General features: G+C 52.6%; 14 protein-coding genes and 1 pseudogene. 5 read left to right on the top strand and 10 right to left on the bottom strand.

All coding sequences use genetic code 11. The features are described 5' to 3' along the window. Positions 1-206: 206 nt before the first annotated feature. The 4 genes from ACS0RQ_RS07645 to ACS0RQ_RS07630 are packed head-to-tail and all read right to left on the bottom strand — an operon-like array spanning position 207 to position 4939. Positions 207-551, bottom strand: coding sequence for a tryptophan synthase subunit beta (locus ACS0RQ_RS07645; RefSeq protein ID WP_271849652.1), 345 nt, complete (start codon positions 549-551; stop codon positions 207-209). Positions 552-577: 26 nt separating this feature from the next. Then, positions 578-2524 carry a cyclic di-GMP receptor LapD gene (lapD, locus tag ACS0RQ_RS07640; protein ID WP_271849651.1) on the bottom strand — a complete coding sequence of 649 codons (1947 nt, stop codon included), beginning with the start codon at positions 2522-2524 and terminating at the stop codon, positions 578-580. A 9-nt stretch (positions 2525-2533) separates the two neighbouring features. Beyond that, positions 2534-3232: a cysteine protease LapG gene (gene lapG / locus ACS0RQ_RS07635; protein WP_271849650.1), complete on the bottom strand. Its 699-nt coding sequence runs from the start codon at positions 3230-3232 to the stop codon at positions 2534-2536. A gap of 3 nt (positions 3233-3235) precedes the next feature. Next, positions 3236-4939: a condensation domain-containing protein gene (locus ACS0RQ_RS07630; protein ID WP_271849649.1), complete on the bottom strand. Its 1704-nt coding sequence runs from the start codon at positions 4937-4939 to the stop codon at positions 3236-3238. 119 nt (positions 4940-5058) lie between these two features. Here ACS0RQ_RS07630 and ACS0RQ_RS07625 point away from each other — a divergent pair, with 119 nt between their 5' ends. Both ACS0RQ_RS07625 and ACS0RQ_RS07620 read left to right on the top strand, forming a co-directional pair. Then, positions 5059-5952, top strand: a complete 894-nt coding sequence (locus ACS0RQ_RS07625) for an alpha/beta hydrolase family protein (RefSeq protein ID WP_271849648.1) — start codon at positions 5059-5061, stop codon at positions 5950-5952. Positions 5953-5962: 10 nt separating this feature from the next. Continuing rightward, complete coding sequence (locus ACS0RQ_RS07620) at positions 5963-9307, top strand: CapA family protein (RefSeq protein WP_271849647.1); 3345 nt, start codon at positions 5963-5965, stop codon at positions 9305-9307. Positions 9308-9418: 111 nt separating this feature from the next. On the opposite strand, the gene ACS0RQ_RS07615 is transcribed toward ACS0RQ_RS07620, so the two are convergent. The 4 genes and pseudogenes from ACS0RQ_RS07615 to ACS0RQ_RS07600 all read right to left on the bottom strand — a co-directional run bounded on the left by ACS0RQ_RS07615 (position 9419) and on the right by ACS0RQ_RS07600 (position 12907). Continuing rightward, a complete protein-coding gene (locus tag ACS0RQ_RS07615) occupies positions 9419-9667 on the bottom strand; it encodes a hypothetical protein (RefSeq protein ID WP_039079762.1) in 249 nt (82 codons plus the stop codon). A gap of 273 nt (positions 9668-9940) precedes the next feature. Then, positions 9941-10570 (bottom strand): ECs1377 family protein, encoded by a 630-nt coding sequence (locus ACS0RQ_RS07610; protein WP_271849646.1) that lies wholly within the window; start codon positions 10568-10570, stop codon positions 9941-9943. A 172-nt stretch (positions 10571-10742) separates the two neighbouring features. Beyond that, positions 10743-11513: pseudogene (locus tag ACS0RQ_RS07605) on the bottom strand (SAM-dependent methyltransferase); the annotation flags it as partial. A 170-nt stretch (positions 11514-11683) separates the two neighbouring features. Further along, positions 11684-12907: an EAL and HDOD domain-containing protein gene (locus ACS0RQ_RS07600; RefSeq protein WP_271849645.1), complete on the bottom strand. Its 1224-nt coding sequence runs from the start codon at positions 12905-12907 to the stop codon at positions 11684-11686. A gap of 808 nt (positions 12908-13715) precedes the next feature. On the opposite strand from ACS0RQ_RS07600, the gene ypdK reads away from it, so the two are divergent. Beyond that, the gene (gene ypdK / locus ACS0RQ_RS07595; RefSeq protein WP_099458783.1) at positions 13716-13787 is read left to right on the top strand and encodes a membrane protein YpdK; all 72 of its coding nucleotides are present in this window, start codon (positions 13716-13718) and stop codon (positions 13785-13787) included. Positions 13788-13867: 80 nt separating this feature from the next. On the opposite strand, the gene alaC is transcribed toward ypdK, so the two are convergent. Further along, complete coding sequence (gene alaC / locus ACS0RQ_RS07590) at positions 13868-15109, bottom strand: alanine transaminase (RefSeq protein WP_271849644.1); 1242 nt, start codon at positions 15107-15109, stop codon at positions 13868-13870. A gap of 389 nt (positions 15110-15498) precedes the next feature. Between alaC and ACS0RQ_RS07585 the strand changes: the two genes are divergently transcribed. Then, positions 15499-17196, top strand: a complete 1698-nt coding sequence (locus ACS0RQ_RS07585) for a sensor histidine kinase (RefSeq protein WP_039079757.1) — start codon at positions 15499-15501, stop codon at positions 17194-17196. 12 nt (positions 17197-17208) lie between these two features. Then, positions 17209-17937: a LytR/AlgR family response regulator transcription factor gene (locus ACS0RQ_RS07580; RefSeq protein ID WP_271849643.1), complete on the top strand. Its 729-nt coding sequence runs from the start codon at positions 17209-17211 to the stop codon at positions 17935-17937. Here the strand turns inward: ACS0RQ_RS07580 and glk are convergent. Further along, the gene (gene glk / locus ACS0RQ_RS07575) at positions 17934-18899 is read right to left on the bottom strand and encodes a glucokinase (RefSeq protein ID WP_271849642.1); all 966 of its coding nucleotides are present in this window, start codon (positions 18897-18899) and stop codon (positions 17934-17936) included. The two genes, ACS0RQ_RS07580 and glk, sit on opposite strands and share 4 nt — an antisense overlap. Between the last annotated feature and the right edge of the window lie 155 nt (positions 18900-19054).

Here is a 19054-nt window from a genome sequence, read left to right as displayed (position 1 = left end):
TAGTATTTGTTATGCAACTTGTAACAAAGGTAATGAAAGCACGTTCCGGCAGAGGATTTATTGATGCCGCTTCGCTTAAGGACCTTATATTAATAGATGAAGTGAATGAATAGTAGTGCGGGCAGGAATTTAGGTTAAAAAAAAGGGACTTTGTCAATAGTCCCTGTGTCGTACATGATATATATTGCGTAAACAAAAATGACGAATTATATAAATCCCTCATCGTCATCATCGGAAATTAATCCTTCCAGACCACTCAACGAACGACGCGCCTGTGCACGGCTGGTCAGCTTTGCCTGAGCGACCGGTGGCAGATCGGTAATGCTAATGATGCCTTTACTCATCAGTACTTCGATCAGGTCCTCCAGGACGCGAACCATCTCAAGATCGCTTTGCCGCAATTGCAGTAGCGATGCCTCACGAATTTCTCTCTGCCGCATCCATTCGTCAATTTCTGCTGTGCTGACTTCACTTTGTTCTGTCATGGCATGAAAAGGGACAAGCTCCACCTGAATAATACGCCCCGCTTCATCGCGTTCTATGTAGTACATTTTCAGCCTCTTTTTAGCCTGACAGGTTAATTTCCACCCAGGGTGCTGGCATCAGCAAAATAGCGCCCCATTGCGCCATACAGGCCGATATTTTCGAGAACCGCCAGTTCGCCCGCTGTTTCCACACGTTCAGCAATCAGTGGCAAATTAATTTGTCGGGTTGCCCAATAAATGGCCTCGATAAACAGTTTTTTATCTTCTTCACTATCAATATTACGAATGTAGCTACCGTCAACTTTGAGCCAGGCAAGCCCCCACTGCGGTAAATTTCCGATGAGATGGAACCGGCCGCCAAAATGTTGGATCCCTAAACGGCAGCCCAGCGCTTTAAGCCGTTTAACCAGCATAGTGACCCGCTCGGCATCGGGTAGCTCGTTTTCATCCAGTTCCAGCGTCAGGCGCGATGCCAGTTGTGGCGCATTCATTAGAGGTTGTAGCAGTGCATGAAGGCTTCGGTCATCAGCCACACTGGCGCCGCTAATACTCAGTGCAAGTGGTCGGTTCGATTTTTCCATCTCACGCAGCGTCTGTTGCAACATCACTATATCCATACGGCGACTGAGATCGAGGCGGTGGATCCACGGCATAAAACGTCCTGCGGGTATCAGTTCGCCTTCCGGCGTTCTGATACGGGCAAGCACTTTATGGTGCAATACAACATGCGCATTGTTGCACTCATAAACCGGCTGCGAGAAAAGCTCGAAAGCACCGTCTGTCAGTACCGCATCCAGACGGGTATACCAGCTATGATGATCCTCTTCGCTATCGCCTGTAACCGTCATATCCGTGCTGGCAAAAAAGCGCATTTCGGTTTCCGCCATCGCCAGCGCCTGGTCTGCCTGCATCAGTATCGTCTGTGGCTTGTCGCCAACATGGAAGGGCACCAGTGCGAAATGGGCAACCGGTATCACATCGCTCATTCCTGTTTCAGATAGCGCCTTAAGCTGGGTACTGAGGGTGTTAGTCAGGTTGTCGAGTTCATTATGCAGGAACTGCGGGGCAAGGATGGCAAACTCCCTGCCGCGCACACGGGCCAGGAAACCTTCATTACGGAAGTAATGTTTTTGCAAGCCATTGAGAATATCTGCCACCGCGATCAGCAGCTTATCGGTTTTCGCGCCGCCAAGACGCTGATTAAGGCCGATAAGATCCTGAACCCGCAAGAGGATCAGGTGGCCCGCGTCATTCTCTTCATCACTCAGACGCGACTGCAATTGCATATCAAAAGCTCGACGGTTGTTCAGGCCCGTCAGGCTGTCGTGGTAAGCCTCCCGGCGCAAGGATTCGGTGCGCTGCGCCTGCTCGCCAAACAACGCCTCAAGTTGCGTCACCATCAGGTTGGTCGCTTCAACGACCCGACGCAGTTCCGGTGTTTTCGGCAGCGCGGGAACATTGAGAAACTCGCGGCGACAGATAGCCATCGCCTGCTCCACAATGTAGTTAAGGGGTCGCAAGAGACGGCGCAGCAGCAGAGTTACACCGAGAATAAATAACAAGCTACAGCCGATAAGCCACAAAAAGCTGGCGACCATATTGTCCCAAAGACGCGCCAGGGCGAACATCGGATGGCTAACGACCTCAACCCTGGCAACCTGCGTCCAGCCATGCGTGACAATGGCGTCGCCCTCCCCTGGACTCAGATTTACCATGCGGACAAACCAGTCCGGCACGCTGGCGCTTTGCGGATTGTCGGTGCGCTCAATGATGGGTTTGTTGGTTTTAATATCCACCACCCGAATACGGTAAAAATAACCGCTGTCAAAAATGGAGTTCACCATCAGTTCCGTCATTGCCGGATCATCAATATGGGTCGTCAATGACAGCCCCAGCGCGGTTGCCGCATCCTGTGCGTGGGCGCTGAGCTGATTCCGGTATTGCTCCCTGGAACCCTCCAGAGAAACAAAAAAGTTGCCGCAGAAAATGACGAGCGTAAATAAACAGATGCCGATCAGTAGCTGCTTATAAAGGGACATAGCCACATCCTATTCATTAATTTCAAATCCTTCTGCACGCATTCTGGTGAGAAGATCCTGCCAGCGGGAGAGTCGTTTACTGTCCCCCACGCGTTTATTCCCGCCGGATTGCGGCAACCACAGCCCTTCCCCATTAAAAGCATAAACCGGGAGCAGATCTGTACGCTGTGTGGCAGGCAAGATGGCGGTTTTCAGGTTATCCAGAACTAATGGGATTGCATCAGGGGTGGCATACCACGTCACCACCATATGCGCCTGATTCAACTGAAGTGCTTTAACGTAAGTAATACGCAACTGGTTGGCGGGAACCCCCATCTCACGCAGCGTAAAATATTTCGCCAGCGCAAAATCTTCGCAATCCCCTGCCCCTTTACGTAAAAATTCTATCGGCGTTGCCCAATAATCCTGCTGATGCCAGACGACAATGTCATCTTTGAACGCCATTCGGGCGTTAAAAAAACGGTTTACCTGATTCAATTTATCCTGAATCGTGCCCTGCGGTGGATTTTTAAGCAAGGCGGCCCATTCATCAATCCGCTGCCTGGCGGCTGGTGTCGCCGGGCCGTAGAGCCGCTCAGTTTGCGTGGAGATGGCGTTAAAATCCCACCCGGCGCCCAGTCCGGGAGAGAAAATAAACAACACCACCAGCGCGAAGGATAACCCGCGTCGCAGCGTTGCACACAACAAATGACGGTGGGGGCGCCGCATACGTCAGCCTGTCCGGGCAACGTTGCTAACGGGCATTGTCAGTTGCATGGCGCGCTCAGGTCGCGTCAGCCAGCGTTTACGGTACGCGACATAGCCGGAAAGGTAATGCTCAACATCGTCAATCCTGACGCGATAGCTGTGGTGACGAATAAAAAAGCTGCCGACAATACGCGGCGGATTTTTAAAAAACATGGCCAGCTCCGGCCAGAAAAAACCATTCGCCAGGTAGCGGGCACGGGTTTCCAGCGCCTGGTTGAACACGGTCATATCGAAGTCCGCTAACAGGTGCTGATATGGCGAAACGGCAAGCCGTTCTATCATCCGCGACGCCGCCATCATCAACTCCAGCAACGTGGGGTAAGTGGTAATACGTTCCTGCACAAAGTCGAGATGACCGCGCACATTATCCAGACCGAACTGATAATAGCGTTCCAGCGGTCGGTAGAGCGTCAGTTCATTAACGCAGTAACTGAGCCAATGGTCATGGGCCTGCCAGTGCTTCTGTTCGATAAAATAGTCCATTGCCCGCTCGACCATCTCCAGCCAACGCGGTGTCTTCGTCAACCCATAGAGACGCATCAGAGCAAAGGCGGCTTCCCCGTCGTAATAGATAATGCGGTGCTCCGCCTTGAGCGATAAATCCCCGGCGTTGAGCACATGTACGAAGCCCCCATTCTGTGCGTTCTGCATAAAACCGATGCCAGCCGCCAGCCGCGCCATCGCACCCAGATAGCGTTCGTCATTGGTCAGTTCTGTATATTTCGCCATCGCCAGGATACAGACCGCGTTACCGCCCAGTTTGATCTCATCCCCCGTATCCACCAGGAAATCGGCTTCGCTACCATCGGGCAAGGAGCAGGTACGAATAAACGTGGTGCACAGGGCATCCAGCGCCCGCTCAATAGCCGCAAAATGGGCGGGGTGTTGCGTCACTTCCCACCCTTCGAGCAAAGCATAGGTCGAGCTGGCATGGCGCAAGGCGTTATAGGTCGGAATGGCGCGATCAAAGCAGGGGAACCAGCCGTAATGATAACGTCCGGAAGGTGTCACCTGGCATGCCAGGTAATCCGTCGCCGAGTCAATCATCGGCTCCAGGGCAGTCTCCTGCCACTCGGGCAACTGGCGATAGCCGCTGTTACGTCCGTCCGATTCGATGGGCAATACCTGCTCGCCGTCGCAAAACAGCGCGCGGGTAGTGAAACGCCACAGCGTCTGGTCAGGATCCTGAGGCCAGTTCAATACCGCCCCAAAGCGACGACGGGAATAATGGGCAAGGTTACTGGCGTTAGGGGTGGCGACGCCGTGACCGCCGTTATAGAGCAGCGCGTTGGCGGCGATCTCTTGCTCCAGCATGGCATAGCAAAATGCCGGATCCAGACTCAACCCGAAGCGAAAATAGTTCCGTTTAGTCTTCGCCAGACGAGCTTGCAGCGTATCCCAACGTAGCGTGTCGACCTTGTCGACCATGTCAACTCGCAGCCAGCAGGCCTTAAGACCGCTCTTTTTACGCCACTGTTGCAGCGCCTGCGTTCCCTCTTGCCAGGCTTTGTCGAATGTCTCGCCACAGCCGCGCACAACGTGGGCACGGCTTTTACTGTCGGACACGCTAAAAAAGATGACCCAGGACGGGCACAGAGACGGTTTCGCCGCTACATCCAGCGTTTCCATCACCGGGCGGGTTTGCGCAAGTAAGTGGCTGAGCGACATTTGACTCCTTAATTGCTCCCGGGCATCCCCAGTGCTGAAAATCCTTGTATCATAATAACATTATGAATGCCTGGTTGTGTATTCTGTACATCTATATCTTTGCCCGTTGAGGCGGTGCTGTGAGGCCCTTTTACGCACTTTTTCTGTTGCTGCTTGTCGGTGTGGTCGCCCATGCCGACACGCCGCTACTGTGGAACCAGCCCGCTAACCCGCAGACCTGTCCGGTTGGCGATGACGCCGTGTGGGTGCAGTATGCGGGCGGCGCGGCCTGTATTCGCTACTTTAGTGCGGGCTCCCTGCACGATGCGCCGCTGGCACTGGTGATGTTTAAAGGCGATCGGGTATCGCTGATTAAGCGCCCGCCAGACCAGATCCCGGCCAATACAGCCGACGCGCAACGCCGCGAGGCGCAGGCCATTTTTCGTCGAAGCGGGCTACCAACATTGATTGTTGCCCGTCCGGGAACCTATGGTTCCAGCGGCAACCACTATCGCCGCCGTCAGGCAGAAGAATTTCTCGCGCTGAATGCCGCCGTAGATGCCATCAAAGCGCGCTACGGTATTGCGCGCTTTATCCTCAGCGGACACAGCGGTGGCGCAACGGCCGCATCGGCGCTGCTCACGTTTGGACGCCGGGATATTGACTGTGCCGTGCTCACCTCCGGCGCCTGGGGGCTACTGGAAAGGGCCGGGCGTATGCGCAAAGAACGTGGCGAGGCATCAGCCCCAGACCTGGACGGTACCGGGCTCGCTAACCCGTGGGATCCCCTCGACCACATAGCGGGTATAGCGAACGATCCCGCACGATTAATCCTGGTGATCGGCAACCGGCAGGATCGTAACACGCCGTTCGATCTGCAAACCCGGTTCGTACAGGCTTTGCGTGAACATGGCCATCAGGTGAAGCAGCTCGAACGCCCCGCCGTCGCGCCGGAATATCATGATTTACAGGGTAATCAGGGAGTTAAGGCGATTGCCCTTTGCCCACACCACGGCACTGCCCTGAATGAGTAAGGATACAACCATGCGCCAGAACCCCCCTCGCCCACGCAACACTGGCACCAACACGCCGGGCTGGACCGCCGCAGATCTTACGCAGTTGTTACCCGGCAGCCTCTGGCACAACAGCCCGGATGCCGCCTGGATTGCGGGCGACATCGCCATTTTGCATGACAACACGCCGTATGACCGCCCTTGTCTGTTCGTTGCCATCGACACCGATACCTGGCTGCAAGGCTCAGGTAATACCGGTATTTACGCGGGCTGGAAGGATACGCACACCCTGCTGCCAGAGCAGGCTTCCCGCTACTGCGGCGCGATTGTCCAGCGCAAACTCGCAGGCCTGCCGCCTGACTTTCCGCAACTGGTGGTTGGTGACAGTTATCAGGCGCTTCACTTACTGGCCGAAGAAGCGCGGCGACGATTTAACGGCAAACTGGTGGCTGTCACAGGTACCGTCGGCAAAACCTCGACCAAAGAGATGCTGGAGGCGATCCTGACCGACAACCTGTCTGTGATAGCCAGCCGCGGCAACCACAACACCCGTACCGGCGCCTCCGTCACCCTGGCGCGTGCAGTATCGAACCCGCAGGCCGTCGTGATGGAAGTGGCCATCTCCGCGCTCTGGATGCGTAATGGAGGCGTCGGGCATCGCATTAAGCCGCACATCGTTATCATTACCGAAATCGGGATGACTCAGGTGGGCAAGAACGTGACCACCCTGAATGACGTGGCACGCTATAAGGCGCGCATCAGTCATGGTCTTATCCCCGGTGGTTACGCCATTTTGCACCGCGATATGGCCGAGTATGCGACTGTCGCGGCAAGCGTTGAACGCGACGGTGCGCGGATTATCAGTTACGGATTCAACCCGGACGCAGATGTGCGTATCACCGGGATAACACCAGACGACAACGGAAGCAGAGTCACGGTCGCTTTTCATCAGCAGGTCGTCAGCTACCGGCTGGCCGTGCCCGGTAACGGTGGCGCGCTCAATTCGGTTGCATCGCTGATTGCCGCCGAGCTGCTGGGCGTGAACCTGTCGCAGATTATCGCAGGCCTTGAGGGTTATCGCAGCGATGGTCAGCATCTGTGCATTACCCCGTTGTCCCTGCCTGGCGGCGGGACAGCCACGCTGATTGATGACAGTTACAACGCCGAATATCTTTCTATGCTCAATGCGTTTGCGGTGGCGGCACAACGTGCCCGTGCTCATGGCGGACGTGTCATTGCCCTGCTGGGACGCATTGTCAATCTCGGCGATCAGAGCCAGGCCATTCACCGTTCTCTGGCGCCGCCATTACTGGAAGCTGGCTGCCAGCACGCCTTTCTGCACGGCGAGGAGATGACGGCATTACATGAGACACTGCCGGAAGCCACGCGGGGTGGTCATTTTCTGACGGCGCAGGCGCTGGTTGACGCCGCCGCCCCGTCGCTGCGCCCCGGCGATATCGTGCTGGTAAAAGGCAGCGTGCGAAACTCGGATTTCAGGCAGGTTGTCACTCTACTGAAAACCCGGCTTGCCGCCCCGCCCGCGCTGCGTAAAGGGCACACCGCGCGCCTGCTGATCAACCTCTCGAGCGGTGAGCAACGCGTCGCGGAACGGGCCGATAGCCCCTTTGCGTCGCACTACCTCAGCCAGTTACTGCTGGCCTGTTGTGTCGCCGATCGCCTGTTAAATAAAAAAACCACCCTGGAGACCGCCATCACCGTGCGGGAGATCGCGGCGGATATCCTGAAAGGTAACCCGGCCCTGACACTCAGGCAGGGTGACAAACTGACCGTGAAGTCCCTGCTACAGGGAATGTTGCTACATAACGCCTGCGATGCGGCCATTAACCTGGCAGAGCATCTGGCAGGCAGCAGTGCAAAAGCGCTGGCCCAGTTGCGGGAACTGAGCGCCACTATCGGCATGCCGCACACGCATATGAATACCGTCTCCGGTCGCGTGCGCCCAGGGCAACGCACGGCACTGTTGGATATCGCCAGGCTTGTGCGCCATTTCTACCAGCGCTATCCGCACCTGTTGCCGTGGTTTTGCGAACAGGAAGCCGTCATCGGCGAGCGCATCTATCGCAAAACTGGCAATCTGCACAGTGACGGCAGCGCGTGGGGGCAATTCAGTGCCGGAAACTGGGGTTTTGCGCTGCAATGGTTTTCAGGCGAACTTTGGCTGGCCTGCGCGGCGGGTGCAAACGATGCTTTCCACCTTGATTATCTTCTGGATGAACTGCTGACGCAGGCCGATACCGCTCATCAACCGGTCGCCTGTGCCCCCAGCGTTCGCCAGATTGACTCACCAACGGCGACGCTGACATTTCTGGGGGATACCTATTTCGGTGAGTGGTACACCGCCCGGCGTAAGGCCCGCGGTATTGATGACGCACTCCAGCGCTACGGCTATGACTATAGTTTTGCGGCTATCGCCCCCCTTCTTCACAACAGCGACATGACGCTTGCCAACTTTGAAGCGGCGCTGACCACCGATCTCAGCGCCAGTCTTGCAGGCCGTAAACCGTTCTGCCTGACAGGCGATCCGGCCGCCTCTGTCGCCGCCCTGCGCAAACAGGGCATCAATGCGGTGGCGCTGGGCAACAATCACGCGATGGACGCCGGGTTACCCGGTCTGCATAGCACGCTGACAGCGTTTCGCGAGGCGGGAATCGCCTGTGTGGGTGCCGGGATAAACGCGCAGCAGGCGCAAGCGCCGCTGATCGTCACCGTGGGCAAGCGGACGTACAAGATTTTCAGCGCCTACTGGTATCGACGTTATATGGAAGAGGAATGCGCCTTTTATGCCCGCCCTCGCCGCGCGGGCGTCGCCTGTATCAGTGGTGGGCTGATTGAACAGCTTCGCAAAGAGAAAGCGAGCGCTCACCCCGCCACGCTGATTGTTCTTGCTCACTGGGGGCTGGACTACCGCTGGACCACCGCCCGGCAGCGCACCCTGGCTAAGCAACTGAGTGATGCCGGTGCCGATCTGATTATTGGCTCCGGGCCGCATATGGCAGGCGAAGCGACGCAGCAGGAGCAAAGCCTGGTGATTTACAGCATCGGTAATGCGGTGTTTAACAGTAATGGTGAATATCAGGAGCGCGGCATGCCAGCTTACGGTTTTATCGTTCGTCTGTTAGTGGGTACCCGGCAGCCGCAAATTCAGTTACTGCCCATCTTTACTGATAATAAAAAGACCTTCTGGCAGCCCCGTCCGGTGAATGAGGTGGAGTTTTCAACGCTGATTACGCATCTGACGCAACAGGGAATGCCTGTTATTCGGGAAGGAGAAACGGGCACGGGCTGGCGTGCGCTGACCGTCGATAATGAATGCAGGCTGGTGATGTCGCTTAGTGAGTGCTTTGGCGAAAGTTAACACCGCTCTGGCATAAAAAACGGCATCTTACACAGTGGATATCCCACTTTTCAGATGCCGTTTACTTATTTTGACCGGATACTTATCGCCTTTTTAACGGGCTATAAGTCCCTAAGGTATTAATTGTGCTGTGATTTCATCGCACTTAGCTTGTAAAAGCTCTCTGTATTTAGGGATCTCTTCAGTCTGGCACTGGAGGACTATGCAATATCCCTCAATCCATACTTTTATATCCTGATTCACAAAGTGGCTTTGAAAAATACGCGCCCATTCGTCACTCGGTACACCTTCAAGTTCGAAATATTTAAGCGCGCCGTTCCCACGTAAACTGCGATGCTCATCCAATCCAATTATTTTCATTTTATTCATCCTTAAGCAAAACCATAGAAATAGTAATGCCTGAAAGATGAACAAATTAAGGAGATTATAAAAAGAATATTAAAATAAAACTTAACTCAAACTATCACATATTAAACCTGAAAATTTCAGTTAATGTCGCGTAATAATATAAGTATCAATAAAGGATAAAGAGATATCACTGACGTGCGCAAAAGAGCAAACGTAGCCAGCCGACGTTTGCTCAAACATAAAGGAGGGTTTTCACATCTGTTCGGTGAACATCGGCAGGCGAATTTACGTCACGCTGCGATACACCGGGACTCGCCGGGTAGTCCCCGTCAGGTTGTCAAAGATATCCACTTCCGCCGTGGCGATCGCCATACCGGTTTTTCGCAATCGTTGCACATCGGCAGCAATACGCTGGATCCCAAACCAGAAAAGCCCGTCAAGCGCTGTAACCGGTAGCCCTCTTTCCAGCGCCAGTTTTAGTCGTTCGCGTGGCGCTTTTACCTCTTTGGCGATTTGCTGATAAGGCGTAGCCACTGACCCGGAGGCATCTACCCGCCGGATACGGGTTGAAAGGCGATACTGGAATGCCTCCGGTATATCGCTTAAATCGGTTTTCAGGGTATAGACGCAGCCGAAACGTTTGCCGTTGAAAATAACGTTTTTCTGACCGATTTGTAGCTCATCACGCAGGCTGGCAATCAACTGCGGCGCGCGAATTAACAATAAGCGAAAAGGAAGCTCAAAGCTGGTCACGTAATCGACGTTGAGCAGCGCAATGCGTAATCGCTCTTCGGCGTTCGCCTGCGTCTGACGGCACTCGTCAAGCGTGTCTGCCCACTGGCGAGCGATACGGGGAGATTCATTCAGTTCGGTGAAGCTATATTTTTCGATTTCATAATCAATCCGATCCACCACTGCGTCTCCCTCATTCCTGCGGATAAGTGTAAGTCTGCCGGGCGGTTATTTTAGCAACGAAGCGGCGTGGTCGAAAGCACTCTTGTTTTAAGATATCCCGACGCCATACCAACAGAAAAACGGGGTATTTGCGAAGATACCCCGCTCAGGGAGGGACGTTATGACGGGACGGTCAGCGCGCCATTAACGCAAATACACCCCAGCCAAGGAACTCACGCGTCCAGCTAACATGGCGTTTTGGCGCTGCCGTAAGCGTCGCACGAATCTCTGGCGCGAAATCATCATCAGGGTTGGCCTCAAGCCAGCGGCGCATCGTCAGCCATTTCGCCGCTTCATATCGGTCCCACCCTTCCTGGTCTGCCAGTACCATCTCGACGACGTCAAAGCCCAACTCATCAAATGATGCGACAAGCTCAGGTAGCGTATGAAAGTCTGCTATCGCGTTGGCAAAACAGGCCTGGGCTACCTCTTCCGTTGGCGGTAGCTGCCGCCAGTAAGGCTCGCCAATAAGGATAATCCCTTCGGGGCGAAGGCTTTTTTGTAACAGCGCGATAGCCCCTGCTACGCCGCCACCAATCCAGGTCGCGCCCACACAGGCTGCCACGTCACATTTTTCATCCGTGACAAAACCTGCCGCATCGCCATGAATAAATGTCACGTTTTCGCTTACGCCAAGTTCTTCGCTACGCTGTTTCGCCTGTTCGCTGAAAAGCTGGCTCATATCAACGCCGACGCCGGTGATGGCATAATCGCGCGCCCAGGTACAGAGCATTTCACCCGAACCGCTGCCAAGATCCAGTATGCGCATGCCGGGTTTCAGGCGTAGTACCGCACCGAGTGTCGCGAGTTTTTCTGGCGTAAAGGGGTTATGAATGCGGTGTTCGCTTTCGGTAATCGTAAAAATGCGGGGGATATCCAATGCAGAAATTCCTTTTACTGTTGATGTAATGACCAATAACCTTAAAGATTGTGGTGATTAAAAATATATCACCTTAACCTAAACGTTATCTCAACAGTACGAAATATCGCCTGCATGTTTCGTGATAATGACCGCATTCATACGCCAAAATGATTAATCTGCCGTGTGAAAAATGCCCGCTCTTTGGAGCGATGTCATGAGATTGTCGCATCCGCCCAGGCGAGAGCTTCCTCCATTGCATCAACAGCCGCCCAGCCTGGAATATTCAGTTTTTTTGCCTGTTGCTGTACCGTTTCCCATTCACAGCGCTCATAATTTTGTACCAGGTTAAGGACGTCATAAAGCGTACCCTGTTTATGCACCAGCGCATTGCGAACAGATGAAGGGAGTGCAATTTGCTCAAAGATTTCTTCAAGCGGGGTTTCCAGCATGGCATCCAGTAATGAAAATAATCCGCATAAAAATGCCTCCTGCGAACACGTTGAATGCGTACGCGCGACAATGATTTCGCAGAATTTTGCTCTGGACAGAGAAAGATGATAAAGCTCGTTAGTGTCTTTATTAGAGAGATTGGCCAGGCAAACCAGCGACACAAAGCGAGTTAATTCACTTCGACCCAAATAGATAGCAATTTTTTTGAGCGTTAAGTTGTCGACACCGTTTATGCCACTAACGCGATGCACAATATTTTTGGCATATTTTAAGATCTTGTAAGTCAACGATAAATCATGTTCGAGTATACGCCCAATTTTATCAAAATCTAACTCTGGCGCGTTAACTTCGCTCATTAACTGGAAGAGGTGTGCAGCTTTGTGTGGCAGGCGTTTGCTCTGAATAATTTCCGGCTTACTGTAAAAATAACCTTGAAACAAATGGAAGCCCTGGTCTTTATATTGTTTAAACTCGTCATATGTTTCGATTTTTTCCGCCAGCAGATTTTTTGTCTTTAACTGCAACGCATGACGTTTCAGAAATCCATTGATTTCCTCAAACGAATTTGCCTTAACGTCAAATTTCAGGATAGTTATATAGGGTAAAAAACGATCCCACGCATCGTCCATCGCAAAATCATCTAACGCCAGCGTATAGCCTGAAGCGAAGAGATAGCGTACGGCCTCGAACAGCGCATCATCAGGGATGGCATCTTCAAGTATTTCAATGACGACGCGTTCGCGAGGTAAGATGTCAGCCATCCCCTGAACAATCATTTGATAGGGGAAATTAATATAAGAGATGTTCTCCCCTACAAAGCGAAAGGTCGGGATACCCAGGAACTGGTCGGAGATCATCTGGCTGGTCGCATAATCGGCCGGTACGTTTGGAAAATAATTATTCATTCCAGAACGAAAAAGGAGCTCGTAGGCTACGGTATGCAAGTCACGATCGAATATCGGCTGTCTGGCAACGAAAGAGTCCATAGCTTTCCCCCTAAGTACCCATTAGATTAAGTGAACCAGAAATTAAATTTAACTTTAATCCGAATGTTCATTTATTTAATTGAGTTGTTTGAAAGATACTTTTTCTCGCGCAGCTATGATCAAGCTAAGCAAATTCCCCAGGCGTTCAGTTTCAGAGAATACAATTAGCCTGCAAATCAAATTCTATGAAAATTATGTAAATTCATTTTAATAGCAAATTATTATCATCTCATTCACTGCCAGTTAAACTTATAAATGATGTTATACGCAGTTTTATGGCAAAAATGAGAGACATCGCAATTTTTGAAGTGATAACAATGAAAGCATAACTCACAGATACAGGTTGGCTGTTCGGTAAAAGCACTCTTTTCAGGTGGGCGCGGTATACCTTTTGGAAAAGACACTCCCACTCACAATGCTGTATCGACTCGCCTTTACATCCGCCGTGCCGGGCACAAAACGTGCGACCGATCACAAAAATAACCTTGTAATTCAACGGTGAAATTACAGGTTTCAGTCCTGTGACAACGCGTCGCTCAATGGGCATTTATTCCGCAAAGAAATTAATCTGTCGCCAAAGCCCGACACTCTGTAAGTTGCGGAAAGTATTTAAAAAAATGCCTCTTGTAAGGCACAAAATTTAGGCGTACATTAGCCCCGTCTGATGCGAGATGCATCAAGAATTCGGAGATGGAGCTGTGGCCGAAAGGGAGAAAATTCCCATTTTCAATTTGGCGTAGTTTCACCTCTCTATACTCAGTCCTGATCTGGTCATGAATGCATACGTATGTATGCGGAGCGATGAAGCGTGAAATATTTCTTTATGGGCATTTCGGTGATGGTCATTGTTTGGGCCGGTACATTTGCCCTGATGATCTGAGCAACGTTCGTAGAACGAAAAGAAGAACAGGAGCCATTTGGCTCCTGTTTTCATTTGTGAAAAGGCCTGTGTGCCCAGGCTTACTGCTCTGTATCTTCCGCCGTGGATTTTGTGGTAGCGGGAAGCAGACCATCGGCGCGGAACATCGCTTTGATGCCCCTTACCGCCTGGCGAATACGATCGCGGTTTTCAATCAAGGCAAAACGCACATGCGTATCGCCATAATCACCAAACCCAATGCCCGGCGACACACAAACTTTGGCATCCTGTAGCAGCTTCTTAGCAAACTCCAGCGAACCCATGGCGGCGTAAGGTTCAGGGATTTTCGCCCAGACGTACATGGATGCCTTTGGCATTTCGACCATCCATCCGGCTTCATGCAGACCTTTTACCAGCACATCGCGGCGGCGCTTATACTGTGCGGCAATATCGTGCACACATTGCTGGTCGCCTTCGAGCGCGGCGATGGCTGCCACCTGCAGCGGCGTAAAGGTACCATAGTCGTGGTAGCTTTTAATACGCGCGAGCGCATTCACCAGCGTTTTATTGCCGACCATAAAGCCGATACGCCATCCCGCCATGTTGTAGCTTTTAGACAGCGTAAAGAACTCAACCGCCACGTCGCGAGCACCGGGAACCTGCATGATTGACGGCGCTTTCCAACCGTCATAGACGATATCCGCATAGGCCAGGTCGTGAACGACCAGCACATCGTAGCGTTTTGCCAGAGCGACCACTTTTTCAAAGAACTCCAGTTCTACGCACTGCGCGGTAGGGTTGGAGGGGAAGCCCAGAATCATCATCTTCGGTTTAGGGTAGCTTTCGCGAATCGCGCGCTCCAGCTCATTGAAGAAATCAACGCCTTCCACCAGCGGCACAGAACGCACCTGGGCGCCGGCAATCACCGCACCGTAAATGTGAATAGGGTAGCTCGGATTGGGCACCAGAACCGTGTCGCCATGGTCCAGGGTTGCCAGCATCAGATGTGCCAGCCCCTCTTTTGAACCGATGGTGACGATCGCTTCGCTTTCCGGATCGATATCGACCTGATAGCGATCCTGATACCAGCGCGAAATGGCACGGCGCAAACGCGGAATGCCGCGCGACGTGGAATAACCGTGCGTGTCCGGGCGCTGGGCAACAGTACAGAGTTTTTCAACGATATGGGCCGGTGTCGCGCCATCAGGGTTACCCATGCTGAAATCGATAATATCTTCGCCGCGCCGACGCGCAGCCATTTTCAGTTCAGCCGTGATATTGAAAACATAAGGGGGGAGACGATCGATACGCGTAAAACGGCGTTCAGGACTGAATTCAGCCATAACTTCCTCAGATTAACGTTAGCGCCCGGACCGTCCGAGCGACGCCGCCACGGTTGTGGCGTTTCCTGAACATAGCCTGAAAAAAAACCTGCTGTCGAGAGGAAACGTGAAAAAATTTTACGTCTAAAAAAGAGGAAGCCGCAAAAAATGCGCAAAACAAAATCCTGGCAGCGAGAGAAAATATACACTCTTAAATTTAACAAGTTGATATCAATGAAGTTACTTTCTAATAAGGCATTTTTTCACATGTGGCGAAACTTCTTCCGACCCGTATCAATCCCCTTTTAAGGAAGGGGGTTTTCCTCATTGCCAAATACGCGCACCTGACTGGTCATTGGCGGCGATGTTTTTTATCATAGCTTTTTCACGCCTTTTACATGAGCATTCCCGTGCACGAAATATTCAACATGCTGCTGGCGGTATTTGATCGCGCGGCGCTGATGCTGATTTGCCTTTTCTTTCTGATCCGTATCCGCCTGTTCCGCGAGTTACTGCATAAAACGGCGCACACGCCAAAAGAGTTGCTCGCTGTCACGGCTATCTTCTCAATGTTTGCGCTGTTTAGTACCTGGTCCGGCGTACCGGTCGAAGGCTCGCTGGTGAATGTGCGCATTATTGCGGTGATGTCCGGCGGCATCTTATTTGGCCCCTGGGTGGGCATTATTACTGGCGTAATCGCCGGGATACACCGCTATCTGATTGATATCGGCGGCGTAACAGCCGTACCTTGCCTTATTACCAGTATTATCGCCGGGGTTCTCTCTGGCTGGATAAATCGCAAAATCCCAAAGCAAAAGCACTGGAGCGTGGGCATCATCGCCGGGATGTTGTGCGAAACCCTGACCATGACGCTGGTTGTACTTTGGGCGCCGTCGACCGCACTGGGCCTGGATATCGTATCGAAAATTGGCGTGCCGATGATTCTGGGCAGCGTCTGTGTGGGCTTTATCGTTTTGCTGGTACAAAGCGTGGAAGGTGAAAAAGAAGCCATTGCCGGACGCCAGGCCAAACTGGCGCTGGATATCGCCAATAAAACCCTGCCGCTGTTTCGCAACGTCAATAGCGAATCCCTGCGCCAGGTATGCGACATCATTCGCCGCGATATTAATGCCGATGCCGTGGCCATCACCAACGCCGACCATGTGCTGGTGTATGTCGGCGTGGGCGAAGACAACTACCGGGACAGTGACGATATCATCAGTCCGACGACACGTCAGGCGATTGATACCGGGGAGATCATCATTAAAAATAATGATGAAGCCCACAGGACGCCGCAGATCCACTCAATGCTGGTGATCCCGCTATGGGAAAAGGGGATCGTTACCGGCACGCTTAAAATCTATTATTGCCATGCGCATCAAATCACCTCCTCGCTGCAGGAAATGGCGGTTGGTCTGTCGCAAATTATCTCTACGCAACTGGAAGTTTCCCGTGCCGAGCAGCTACGTGAGATGGCTAATAAAGCGGAACTGCGCGCATTGCAAAGCAAGATCAACCCGCACTTTCTTTTTAACGCCCTCAATGCGATTTCATCCTCTATCCGCCTTAATCCGGACACCGCCCGCCAGTTGATTTTCAATCTGTCGCGCTATCTGCGCTATAACATTGAATTAAAAGACGATGAGCAGATTGATATTAAAAAAGAGCTCTATCAAATCAAAGACTATATCGCCATTGAACAGGCCCGTTTTGGCGACAAGTTGACGGTCATTTATGACATTGATGAAGAGGTGAGCTGCGTTATTCCCAGCCTGCTGATTCAGCCGCTGGTCGAAAATGCCATCGTTCACGGTATTCAGCCCTGCAAGGGAAAAGGGGTGGTGACTATCAGCGTGGCGGAGTGCGGCAACCGCGTGCGTATTGCCGTACGCGATACGGGAAACGGTATTGCACCCGAGATGATCGCCCGTGTGGAAGCCGACGAAATGCCGGGTAATAAAATCGGTTTGCTCAATGTCCACCAGCGCGTGAAGTTACTGTATGGCGAGGGGCTGCATATCCGCCGCCTGACGCCGGGTACCGAGATTGCGTTTTATGTGCCCTTGCACACCACACCTGTGACCACGCCGGCCACGCTGTTGCCTTAACGGGAGAAGTGAATGAAGGTCATCATTGTTGAAGATGAATTCCTGGCGCAACAGGAGTTGAGCTGGCTTATCAAAACGCACAGCCAGATGGATATAGTGGGTACATTTGAGGACGGTCTCGACGTGCTGAAATATTTACAGCACAACAAAGTGGACGCCATTTTCCTTGATATCAACATCCCGTCCCTGGACGGAGTCCTGCTGGCGCAGAATATCAGTCAGTTCGCCCATAAACCGTTTATCGTGTTCATTACCGCCTGGAAAGAGCATGCGGTAGAAGCATTCGAGCTGGAAGCGTTTGACTATATTCTTAAACCGTATCAGGAATCGCGCATTATTAGCATGTTGCAAAAGCTGGAAACAGCCTGGCAGCAACAAACCGGCACTAGTGCCAGCCCTGCCGCACGCGAGAATGCGACAATCAATCTGGTGAAAGATGAGCGCATCATCGTCACCAGTATTCACGATATCTATTACGCAGAAGCGCATGAAAAGATGACGTTTGTCTACACCAAACGTGAATCCTATGTCATGCCAATGAATATTACGGAGTTTTGCAGCAAGCTCCCGGCGGCGCACTTTTTCCGCTGCCATCGCTCCTACTGCGTCAATCTGGATAAAATTCGCGAAATTGAACCCTGGTTCAATAACACCTATATCGTGCGGCTGAGAGACCTGGATTTCCAGGTGCCCGTCAGCCGCAGTAAGGTAAAAGAATTCAGGCAGTTAATGCATCTTTAGAGATAATACCCCAGCGACTGGCGCAGGTGCGCGCCGGCGCCGAGCAGGCCTGGATTATCGTGTGTGATCAGGAATACCGGGATATCCTGTACGTAGGATTTGAAACGTCCTTTGTCTTCAAAACCACCGCGGAAACCGGAGGCGGTAAAGAAATCCAGGAAGCGCGGCACAATACCGCCTGCGATATAGACGCCGCCAAACGTACCGAGATTCAGCGCCAGGTTGCCGCCGAAACGTCCCATAATGACGCAAAACAGCGACAGCGCGCGGCGACAATCGATACAGCTATCCGCCAGGGCACGTTCGGTGACATCTTTCGGCTGCAGGTTTTCCGGCAGCCGTCCGTCCGATTTCACGATCGCGCGGTATAAATTGACCAGCCCCGGACCGGACAGAACACGCTCAGCAGACACATGGCCGATCTCCGCGCGCAGCTCCTCCAGAATAATGCCCTCTTCTTCGCTGTTCGGCGCAAAATCCACGTGTCCGCCTTCACCCGGCAGGCTGACCCAGCGCTTATCGACATGCACCAGGTGTGATACGCCAAGGCCCGTGCCTGCGCCATAGACCGCGATTGGCTTGCCTTCAACCGGCTCACCGCCGCCGAACTGAGTCAGGTGCTCTTTTTTCAGCATCGGCACCGCCATAGAAACAGCGGTGAAATCGTTAATGATTTCCAGATGTGCGAAGCCAAGGTTTTTTTTCATCTCGGCGATAGAGAAAGCCCAGGTGTGGTTGGTCATCGCCACCCAGTCACCGGTAATAGGGCAAGCGATGGCGATACAGCCATCTTTTACCTCTGCCTTATGCTCATCGAGGTACACGCGTACCACCGCCTCGAGGCTGGGATAATCAAGGCCGGAATAGGTTTTGGCCTGGGAGATGGCTCCGCTACTGAGATCGCAGAGCGCTAATCGTGCGTTCGTGCCACCCACGTCCCCTACTAAAGCATATTTTGTCATTCTTTTACGGCTCCGCTAAAGTCAGAATAAATCTTTGGCACACTGTAAATTCAAGGCGCTATAACGACAACGAACATAGCATGAGTGCCCCGGGATTATCGATCTTCGTCACAAATTAACGTAATGGTTTCAGCAATGTTTGCACCCGCCGGATA

This window comes from Phytobacter diazotrophicus (assembly GCF_052061655.1).
Lineage (GTDB): Bacteria > Pseudomonadota > Gammaproteobacteria > Enterobacterales > Enterobacteriaceae > Phytobacter > Phytobacter diazotrophicus.
The sequence above is the reverse complement of the archived record's forward strand: the minus strand, read 5'-3'. Positions and strand labels throughout refer to the sequence as shown.